The organism is Halomonas sp. ANAO-440 (assembly GCF_019915905.1).
Classification (GTDB): Bacteria; Pseudomonadota; Gammaproteobacteria; order Pseudomonadales; family Halomonadaceae; genus Halomonas; species Halomonas chromatireducens.
On the sequence record NZ_JAHXBV010000048.1, the window covers coordinates 1 to 1,980 of the forward strand.

1 rRNA gene is annotated in these 1,980 nt (G+C 56.1%); it reads left to right on the forward strand.

The features are described 5' to 3' along the window. Nucleotides 1-379: 379 nt before the first annotated feature. A 16S ribosomal RNA gene (locus tag KZO25_RS19525) occupies nucleotides 380-1,920 on the forward strand. Nucleotides 1,921-1,980: the final 60 nt, after the last annotated feature.

Sequence of the window (1,980 nt, forward strand, 5' to 3'; positions counted from 1 at the left end):
CGCCGGAGACGGTAGAATGCACGCCACGCTGAAGGCAGCCGGCAAGAGCGGCGCTTCGCGGCAGGATCACCCCGGTGAGGCCAGCGAAGAGAGTTGACAAACTCAGCCACTTCAGTAGAATACGCCTTCCTCGCAGGGCGCTGGCGAGGCCGCCGACAGAGTCGGCCGCCACGACAGCAAGCGAGACGCTCTTTAACAATCGATCAGGTAATTCATGTGGGCGCTTGTCGATGAGGTGGTGAGAAGTCACACCATTTCAAGGCAAGCGACTCGTCGAAGACCTTCGGGTCTTTTTGAGAAGCTTTGACCTTGAGCCAAGATTGGTTCGCTTTCAGCTGTTGCCTTCGGGTGGTGGCTGAGCAAGAACCGCAATGATTTTAAACTGAAGAGTTTGATCATGGCTCAGATTGAACGCTGGCGGCAGGCTTAACACATGCAAGTCGAGCGGTAACAGGTCCAGCTTGCTGGATGCTGACGAGCGGCGGACGGGTGAGTAATGCATAGGAATCTGCCCAGTAGTGGGGGATAACCTGGGGAAACCCAGGCTAATACCGCATACGCCCTACGGGGGAAAGCAGGGGATCTTCGGACCTTGCGCTATCGGATGAGCCTATGTCGGATTAGCTAGTTGGTAGGGTAAAGGCCTACCAAGGCGACGATCCGTAGCTGGTCTGAGAGGATGATCAGCCACATCGGGACTGAGACACGGCCCGAACTCCTACGGGAGGCAGCAGTGGGGAATATTGGACAATGGGGGCAACCCTGATCCAGCCATGCCGCGTGTGTGAAGAAGGCCTTCGGGTTGTAAAGCACTTTCAGCGAGGAAGAAAGCCTGGTGGCCAATACCCACCAGGAAGGACATCACTCGCAGAAGAAGCACCGGCTAACTCCGTGCCAGCAGCCGCGGTAATACGGAGGGTGCGAGCGTTAATCGGAATTACTGGGCGTAAAGCGCGCGTAGGTGGCTTGATAAGCCGGTTGTGAAAGCCCCGGGCTCAACCTGGGAACGGCATCCGGAACTGTCAGGCTAGAGTGCAGGAGAGGAAGGTAGAATTCCCGGTGTAGCGGTGAAATGCGTAGAGATCGGGAGGAATACCAGTGGCGAAGGCGGCCTTCTGGACTGACACTGACACTGAGGTGCGAAAGCGTGGGTAGCAAACAGGATTAGATACCCTGGTAGTCCACGCCGTAAACGATGTCGACTAGCCGTTGGGTCCCTCGCGGACTTTGTGGCGCAGTTAACGCGATAAGTCGACCGCCTGGGGAGTACGGCCGCAAGGTTAAAACTCAAATGAATTGACGGGGGCCCGCACAAGCGGTGGAGCATGTGGTTTAATTCGATGCAACGCGAAGAACCTTACCTACCCTTGACATCCTGCGAACTTGGTAGAGATACCTTGGTGCCTTCGGGAGCGCAGAGACAGGTGCTGCATGGCTGTCGTCAGCTCGTGTTGTGAAATGTTGGGTTAAGTCCCGTAACGAGCGCAACCCTTGTCCTTATTTGCCAGCGGGTAATGCCGGGAACTCTAAGGAGACTGCCGGTGACAAACCGGAGGAAGGTGGGGACGACGTCAAGTCATCATGGCCCTTACGGGTAGGGCTACACACGTGCTACAATGGTCAGTACAAAGGGTTGCCAACTCGCGAGAGTGCGCTAATCCCATAAAGCTGATCTCAGTCCGGATCGGAGTCTGCAACTCGACTCCGTGAAGTCGGAATCGCTAGTAATCGTGAATCAGAATGTCACGGTGAATACGTTCCCGGGCCTTGTACACACCGCCCGTCACACCATGGGAGTGGACTGCACCAGAAGTGGTTAGCCTAACCTTCGGGAGGGCGATCACCACGGTGTGGTTCATGACTGGGGTGAAGTCGTAACAAGGTAGCCGTAGGGGAACCTGCGGCTGGATCACCTCCTTAAACGACGAATCACGCCTCGCGGCAAGTGCTCACAATGAATTACCTGATCGACCAGAGCAA